Below are 6,758 nucleotides of genomic sequence, written 5' to 3' on the forward strand. Positions count from 1 at the left end.
CCCCGGGCGGCGCCGCTGCTGCGCGGGCACCGGGGGGCCGCGCCGGTCGACCGGGCGGCGCTGGCCGATCTGCTGCTGCGGGTGGGCCAGCTCGCCGACGAACAACCCCGGGTGCGATCGCTGACCCTCAACCCGGTGCTCGCCCGCCCGGACGGCATCTCGGTCCTGCACGCCCAGGTAGGGGTCGGTGGGGTGGTCGCCCGCCCGGACACCGGCCCCCGCCGCCTGTGAGCGCGCCGGGGTCAGGCGCGGCTGGAGATCTGCTGGACGCCCCAGGTGTTGCCGTCCGGGTCGGCGAAGAAGACGAAGCCGACATTGTCCAGCGGATCCGGTACCGGCCGGGGGTTCTGACCCACCACCTGGATCTCGCTGACCTCCACACCCCGCCCGACCAGCTCCTCGTGGGCCCGCTTCAGGTCCGGCACCACCAGTTGCAGGCCCTTGAGTGAGCCGGGTGGCATCTCCGGAATGACGCCTTTACCGATCACGATCGAGCAGCCCGAGCCGGGCGGGGTCAGCTGGACGATGCGCGCCTCGTCGCTGATCACCGTGTCGTGGTCCACCGTGAAGCCGAGCTGGTCGGCGTAGAACTTCTTCGCCCGGTCCACGTCGGAGACCGGCACGATCACCACTTCCAGCGTCCAGTTCATCGTTGCTCTCCTCGCCTCGTCGATCAGCGGGCCGGTGTTCCCAGTCAACACCCCGGCGGCACGGAAGGCCCCGGCGAACCGCCGGGGCCTTCCGTGGGAACCGGGTGCGTCAGCAGGCGTACGCCTCCAGGCGCTGGGCCCGCTCCGGTGCGCGCAGCTTCAGCAGCGTCACCTTCTCGATCTGCCGAATCCGCTCCCGGGACAGGCCGAACTCTCGGCCGACCTCGTCCAGGGTGCGCTGGCGGCCGTCGTCCAAACCGAACCGGAGCCGGATGACCGCCTGCTCCCGCTGGGACAGGGTGGAGAGCACGATGCTGACCTCGTTGCGCAGCTCGCCCTGGGCGGCGGCGTCACCCGGCTCGGTACGCGGGTCCACCGAGGCCACGAAGTCGCCGAGCGCGCTCTCGCCGTCGTCGCCGACGGCCTGGTCCAGGCTGACCGGCTCCCGGTCGTAGGAGATCAGCTCGATGACCTGGATCTCGGGGATCTCCAGTGCGCGGGCGACCTCGGCGACCGTCGGTTCGCGGCCCAGCGTCACCGCCAGCTCGCGGCGGGCCCGGACCATCCGGTTGACCTGCTCGACCATGTGCACCGGGATGCGGATGGTGCGGGCCTGGTCGGCCATCGCGCGGGTGATGGCCTGCCGGATCCACCAGGTGGCGTACGTGGAGAACTTGTAGCCCTTGGCGTAGTCGAACTTCTCCACCGCCCGGATCAGACCGAGGTTGCCCTCCTGGATCAGGTCGAGAAACGCCATGCCCCGGCCGGTGTAGCGCTTGGCGATGCTGACCACCAGCCGCAGGTTCGCCTCCAACAGGTGGTCCTTGGCCGCCCGGCCCTCCGCGACGATCAGCTCCAGGTCGGCTCGCAGCTCCGCGGAGACCGGGGTGCAGGTGGCCAGCTTCTCGTCGGCGAACAGGCCGGCCTCGATGCGCCGGGCCAGGTCGACCTCCTGGGCGGCGGTCAGCAGCTTCGTCCGGCCGATCCCGTTGAGGTAGGCCCGGACCAGGTCGGTGGAGATGCCGCGCTCGTCGGTGGCGTCCAGGTCGACGAGGGCCTCGGAGGCCCCGTCGGTGTCGGTCGTGGTGGCCGGGCGCGTCCGGTGTTCCGTCATCTGCAGGACCATCTCTGTCTCTCCCCGTTTCCACGTCGGTGCCGTGTTCCCGGCCCAGTGGTGCCGGTGTGACAACAGCTTGGCGGGCGGGGCGTAAAACGGGAGTGAGGCGATCGGGCACCCGACAGGAATGGGTCGGATCGCTGGTGCGGTGTGTCGTCGGAGTGTGTGGTTGCCCGCCCCGGCTACGTTGCGGACGGCCGGCCACCTCTGGTCGGCGTTACGACAGATGGAGGACGGTGTGGTCTTCAAGCGGCTCATGAAGGCGATGGGCGTCGGCGGCCCGTCGGTGGAGACGGTGCTGGCCAACCCGAACTGCCGCCCGGGCGGCCAGTTGGAGGGCCGCATCCAGGTGGTGGGAGGCGACCACCAGGTCGACATCGACCACGTCACCCTCGGCCTGGTCACCCGGGTCGAGGTCGAGAGCGGCGACAACGACCACGACACCACTCAGGAGTTCCACCGCCAGCGGGTCACCGGCGCGTTCCGGCTGGAGCCGGGGCAGCGCTACGACCTCCCGTTCCGCTTCGACGTGCCGTGGGAGACGCCGGTCACCGAGCTGTACGGGCAGCACCTGCACGGGATGACGATGGGCCTGCGTACCGAGCTGGAGGTCGCCCGCGCGGTCGACAAGGGTGACCTTGACGCCGTGTCGGTACACCCGCTGCCGGCGCAGGAGCGACTGTTGGACGCGTTGCTGCGGCTGGGCTTCCGGTTCGCACGCGCCGATGTGGAGCGTGGCCACATCTACGGCGTACGCCAGACGTTGCCGTTCTACCAGGAGATCGAGTTCAGCCCGGCGCCGCAGTACGCCCGCTCGATCAACCAGTTGGAGGTCACCTTCATCGCCGACGCGCAGCAGATGCAGGTGGTGCTGGAGGTCGACAAGCGCGGCGGTGTCTTCACCGAGGGCCGGGACGCCTTCGGCCGGTTCACGGTCGACCACGCCACCGCCGACCGCACCGACTGGACGGCCGAGCTCGACAACTGGCTCCGCCAGTCCCTAACCCGCCGAGGCCTCTTCTCCTGACCCCACCCCACCGGCCCACCCGGCCCACCCCGGTGATCAAGAGGTTCGCGTCATGTCGAGCCCGAATTCTGACGCAAACCTCTTGATCACCGCTGTTGGTCAGAGGTCCAGGAGGAGGGTTTGGGGGCCTATGTTGATGCTTTCGACGAGCATGTGGGCGCGGAAGCGGCCGGTCTCCACCTTGGCACCTCGCTCGCGCAGGGCGTCGACCACCGCTGTCACCAGTGGTTCGGCGACGCCGGCGGGGGCGGCGGCGGTCCAGCTCGGTCGGCGGCCCTTGCGAACGTCGCCGTAGAGGGTGAACTGGCTGACCACCAGGATCGGCGCGCCGGTTTCGGCGGCGGACCGTTCACCGTCCAGGATGCGTACCTCGTGCACCTTGCGGGCCATCGTCTGAGCGGTCTCCGCGGTGTCGGTGTGGGTCACCCCGAGCAGCACCAGCAGGCCGTTCTCGATGGCACCGACCACCTCGCCGTCCACCGTCACGCTGGCCCGCCCGACGGTCTGCACCACCGCCCGCATCAGGCGCTCACCGGCTCGATGAAGCCGCGCTCCACCAGGTGCGCCACGATCGGGCCGGCGGCCTCGGCCATCTCGTCGGGCTCGACGTCGTGCGCTGCGGCGAGCAGGGCGAGCTGGTCACGCAGCGGCAGCCGGCCGTCGGCGCCACCGACCAGTGCCAGCACCAGCGGGTCGATCTCCTCGGTCCAGCGCAGGCCGTGCGGCATCGCGAGGACCTGCCGGTCCACCCCCCAACCTTCATCGCCCATGGTGGCCTCCTGCCGCAGCTGGAGGCCCTCGGCGGCCCGGTAGCGCTCGGCGAGCAACGCCTCGGTGTCGCGTACCCGGAGAAAGTCCTGGCGGTCGAACCAGGCGGCGACCTGGTCACCCAGCGGTGGCTGCACCCGCTGGCGCAGGTCCTCCGCCCGGACCACCGGGTCGGTGTGGCCGCCCCGGCGCAGTGACACGATGCCGAAGCCGATGCCCTCCACCTTGTGCGCGTCGAACCAGTCCAGCCAGGCGGCCATCCGCTGCGGGTCGGCGGTCTCGCCGACGTCGGTGAGCCACAGGTCGACGTACGCCATCGGGTCGGCCACCTCGCGCTGGATCACCCAGGCGTCCAGGCCGGTCCCGGCGAACCAGCCGGCCACCCGCTCGTCCCACTCCTCGCCGGCGACGTGCACCCAGTTCGCCAGGTACTGCATGGTGCCGCCCTCGGTGAGCAGGCCCGGGGCGGCGGCGGCCAGTTCGGCGCCGATCGCGTCACCGACCCGGCCGGAGTCGCGGTAGACGTGCGTGGTCGTTCCCGGGCCGACCACGAACGGCGGGTTGCTCACCACCAGGTCGAACCGCCGACCGGCCACCGGGGCGACCAGGTCGCCCCGGAGCAGCTCCCAGTCCTGGCCGTTGAGGGCGGCGGTGGTCGCGGCGAAACGCAGCGCCCGCTCGGAGAGGTCGGTGGCGGTCACCGACCGGGCGTGGGTGGCCAGGTGCAGGGCCTGCACGCCGGATCCGGTGCCCAGGTCCAGTGCGGTGTCGACCGGCCGGCGCACGGTCGCGCCGATCAGGGTGTGGGTCGCCCCGCCGACGCCCAGGACGTGCTCGGCGTGCAACGGGCGACCCGGGCGGGCGCTGGCCGGCACGTCGGCGAGCACCCACCAGTCGTCCCCGTACGGCTCCAGGTCGATGCCGGCGCGCAGGCCGCTGCCGTACCGCTCGACCAGCCCGCCGGCCAGCGCCTCCTCCAGGCTCAGCGGCGCCAGCGCGTTGGCCACCGCGGCCTCCGACTCGGTCTGGTCGCAGATGAACACCCGGATCAGGGTGCCGAGCGGGTCGCCGTCCTCGGTGGCGCGCAGCGCGGCGCGGTAGTCGTTGCGGGCGACCGCGGCGGTCGCCTGGGCGCCCAGCCGCTCGGCGATGCCGTGGCTGGTGAAACCGGTCCGGGTGAGCGCACTCCGCAGCGCGTCGACGCCGGCGGGGGAGAGCAGCATGTCGTGTTCGTCCACCCCGACATCCTGCCCCCCGTCGCGTCCCGGGTCAGCGTCACCCGCCGGTAGACGGCGGAGCGTCGGTGTCGGCCCGGATCGGCGCGGGAGGCAGGATGGTCCGCATGACGCTTGTGCTGCCCATCGACCCGGAGGCCAACCGGCTGCTGGAGCGCAGTCCGCTGGCCCTGCTCCTCGGCATGGTCCTCGACCAGCAGGTGCCGATGGAGAAGGCGTTCTCGTCGCCGTACGTGCTTCAGCAGCGGCTCGGCCATGAGCTGGACGCGGCGGAGTTGGCCGGGTACGACCCGGAGGCCCTGGTCGCGCTCTTCGCCCAGCCGCCCGCGCTGCACCGGTTTCCGAAGGCCATGGCGGCCCGGGTGCAGGAGGTCTGCCAGGTGCTGGTGGAGCGCTACGACGGTGACGCGGCGCTGCTCTGGGCCGAGGTCGCCGACGGGCCGGAGCTGCTGCGCCGGGTCTCCGCGCTGCCCGGCTTCGGCAGGCAGAAGGCGCAGATCTTCGTGGCCCTGCTCGGCAAGCGGTTCGGGGTGACCCCGCAGGACTGGCGGAAGGCGGCCGGGGACTACGGCGACCCGGGCGCGTACCGGTCGGTGGCCGACGTCACCGACGCCGATTCGCTGCGTCGGGTGCGGGAGTTCAAGCAGCAGATGAAGGCGGCAGCCAAGGCGAAGACCGCCGGCGGCTGAGCCGTCTGCTCAGGCGGCGGTGGGGTGCGCCAGCGAGGCCAGCGCGCGCCGGACGTCGGCAAGCGAGACGGTCGCCGAGTCGTCCAGGTCGGCCAGGCCGGCCTCGATCCACTGGCGCATCAGCGTGGTGACCCCGATGCCCCGGGCGTCGGCGGCGGCGCGGACCCGCTCGTAGGTGTCCAGTGGCAGCCGCACCGAGCGGCTCACCATCGGCACGTCGGTGTCGGGGGTGGGCAGCTCCGCCGCCGGGCTCTCGTCGATCAGCTCGGCGATCCGGTCGCCGCCGCCGTGGAACTGCTTGGTCGCGTCGTTACGGTGCATCGTCACGGCCTCCTCATCGGCGCGATCTCCGCACGGCCTCGTCGTAGCGCTTGGACTCGACGTCGCTCAGCTCGCGGGCGGAGAGGATGTCCCAGTCGTTGTCGGTGCCATCGGCCTCGGCGAGCAGCACCGCCAGCCGGCGGCCCCGACGGGCGGCGGCGTAGACCACCATCACGTCGTCACCCAGATGCCGGATGACCCGTCGGGCGCTGTGTAGCGCCTCCCAGACTTCCCCGGGTGTGACGTCGTAGACCCTCAGGTTGGCCAACGCCTCGTCGGTGAAGCTGAACCTGCTGCCCACGTCGCGGAGCGTACCACGGACGTAACACGCGACGGGATAAGTCGAATTTCGCTGATCACGGGCCTGCGGTGACAGGATGAGGTGTAACCCCCTCGAGGAGGTCCATGGTGAAGCGTCAGGCGTACCAGCCGATTCTGATCACCGACGCCTCGCGCAGCCAGGACGATCAGCTCAACAGTCGCCAGCGCCGTTATGTCCTGATGATGGGCATCCGGGTGCTGTGCATCATCGTCGGCGCGATCCTGGTCGGTGTGAACGCCCCACTGCTCTGGCTCTGGCTGCCGCTGTGCGGCCTCGGCATGGTGCTCATCCCCTGGCTGGCCGTGCTGCTGGCCAACGACCGGCCGCCGAAGGAAGAGCACCGGCTGGCCAACCGGTTCCACCCGCGCCAACAGGACGACACCCGGCCGATGAGCCTCACCGCCGAGGAGCGCCCGCACAAGGTCATCGACGTCGAACCCTGACCCGCGAGCGGGCCAGGGTCCGATCGTCACGCCGACCGTCAGGGCTGCGGCCCGTGCGCCGGCCGCTACCACTCTGGCCGTGCGCCGGCCGTTAGGGCTGGGGCCGTGCGCCGGCCGTGGAGACGGCCAACGCGCCCAGGTCGGTGGCGCGGCTCAGTGCCGCGGCCGGGGTGGCACCGGCGAGCC

10 protein-coding genes are annotated in these 6,758 nt (G+C 71.6%); 4 read left to right on the forward strand and 6 right to left on the reverse strand.

The window, feature by feature from the left end:
• Nucleotides 1-231: acetate--CoA ligase family protein (locus tag PSH25_RS13035; protein WP_238659348.1), on the forward strand; the 231-nt coding region annotated here is incomplete at its 5' end.
• A gap of 11 nt (nt 232-242) precedes the next feature.
• Here the strand turns inward: PSH25_RS13035 and PSH25_RS13040 are convergent.
• Together PSH25_RS13040 and sigB are read right to left on the reverse strand one after the other, a co-directional pair.
• Entirely contained in the window at nt 243-650 is a 408-nt protein-coding gene (locus tag PSH25_RS13040) for a VOC family protein (RefSeq protein ID WP_238659349.1), read from the reverse strand.
• A 109-nt stretch (nt 651-759) separates the two neighbouring features.
• The gene (sigB, locus tag PSH25_RS13045; protein WP_372492788.1) at nt 760-1,776 is read right to left on the reverse strand and encodes an RNA polymerase sigma factor SigB; all 1,017 of its coding nucleotides are present in this window, start codon (nt 1,774-1,776) and stop codon (nt 760-762) included.
• Between the two features lie 229 nt (nt 1,777-2,005).
• On the opposite strand from sigB, the gene PSH25_RS13050 reads away from it, so the two are divergent.
• Nucleotides 2,006-2,794 (forward strand): sporulation protein, encoded by a 789-nt coding sequence (locus PSH25_RS13050; protein WP_238659355.1) that lies wholly within the window; start codon nt 2,006-2,008, stop codon nt 2,792-2,794.
• 99 nt (nt 2,795-2,893) lie between these two features.
• Here the strand turns inward: PSH25_RS13050 and dtd are convergent, their stop codons facing one another.
• Together dtd and PSH25_RS13060 are read right to left on the reverse strand one after the other, a co-directional pair.
• On the reverse strand, nt 2,894-3,316 hold the full coding sequence (dtd, locus tag PSH25_RS13055) for a D-aminoacyl-tRNA deacylase (RefSeq protein ID WP_238659351.1): 423 nt from the start codon (nt 3,314-3,316) through the stop codon (nt 2,894-2,896).
• Complete coding sequence (locus PSH25_RS13060; RefSeq protein WP_238659352.1) at nt 3,316-4,800, reverse strand: DUF7782 domain-containing protein; 1,485 nt, start codon at nt 4,798-4,800, stop codon at nt 3,316-3,318. Before PSH25_RS13060 ends, dtd begins: the two co-directional genes overlap by 1 nt.
• A gap of 95 nt (nt 4,801-4,895) precedes the next feature.
• Here PSH25_RS13060 and PSH25_RS13065 point away from each other — a divergent pair, with 95 nt between their 5' ends.
• A complete protein-coding gene (locus PSH25_RS13065; RefSeq protein WP_238659353.1) occupies nt 4,896-5,486 on the forward strand; it encodes an HhH-GPD-type base excision DNA repair protein in 591 nt (196 codons plus the stop codon).
• Between the two features lie 9 nt (nt 5,487-5,495).
• Here PSH25_RS13065 and PSH25_RS13070 read toward each other — a convergent pair whose 3' ends face one another.
• Nucleotides 5,496-5,807: a YlcI/YnfO family protein gene (locus tag PSH25_RS13070; protein ID WP_238659356.1), complete on the reverse strand. Its 312-nt coding sequence runs from the start codon at nt 5,805-5,807 to the stop codon at nt 5,496-5,498.
• A 13-nt stretch (nt 5,808-5,820) separates the two neighbouring features.
• Nucleotides 5,821-6,108 (reverse strand): hypothetical protein, encoded by a 288-nt coding sequence (locus PSH25_RS13075; RefSeq protein ID WP_074318059.1) that lies wholly within the window; start codon nt 6,106-6,108, stop codon nt 5,821-5,823.
• 104 nt (nt 6,109-6,212) lie between these two features.
• Between PSH25_RS13075 and PSH25_RS13080 the strand changes: the two genes are divergently transcribed.
• Entirely contained in the window at nt 6,213-6,572 is a 360-nt protein-coding gene (locus PSH25_RS13080; RefSeq protein ID WP_238659354.1) for a DUF3099 domain-containing protein, read from the forward strand.
• The last annotated feature ends 186 nt before the right edge of the window (nt 6,573-6,758 follow it).

The sequence above is a fragment of the Micromonospora foliorum genome, assembly GCF_022229015.1.
GTDB lineage: Bacteria > Actinomycetota > Actinomycetes > Mycobacteriales > Micromonosporaceae > Micromonospora > Micromonospora foliorum.

Bases quoted from the DNA above. Each gene is read 5' to 3' on its own strand.
- sigB (WP_372492788.1), bottom strand. From the start codon at position 1,776: ATGGTCCTGCAGATGACGGAACACCGGACGCGCCCGGCCACCACGACC.
- dtd (WP_238659351.1), bottom strand. From the start codon at position 3,316: ATGCGGGCGGTGGTGCAGACCGTCGGGCGGGCCAGCGTGACGGTGGAC.
- PSH25_RS13065 (WP_238659353.1), top strand. From the start codon at position 4,896: ATGGTCCGCATGACGCTTGTGCTGCCCATCGACCCGGAGGCCAACCGG.
- PSH25_RS13040 (WP_238659349.1), bottom strand. From the start codon at position 650: ATGAACTGGACGCTGGAAGTGGTGATCGTGCCGGTCTCCGACGTGGAC.
- PSH25_RS13070 (WP_238659356.1), bottom strand. From the start codon at position 5,807: ATGCACCGTAACGACGCGACCAAGCAGTTCCACGGCGGCGGCGACCGG.
- PSH25_RS13080 (WP_238659354.1), top strand. From the start codon at position 6,213: ATGGTGAAGCGTCAGGCGTACCAGCCGATTCTGATCACCGACGCCTCG.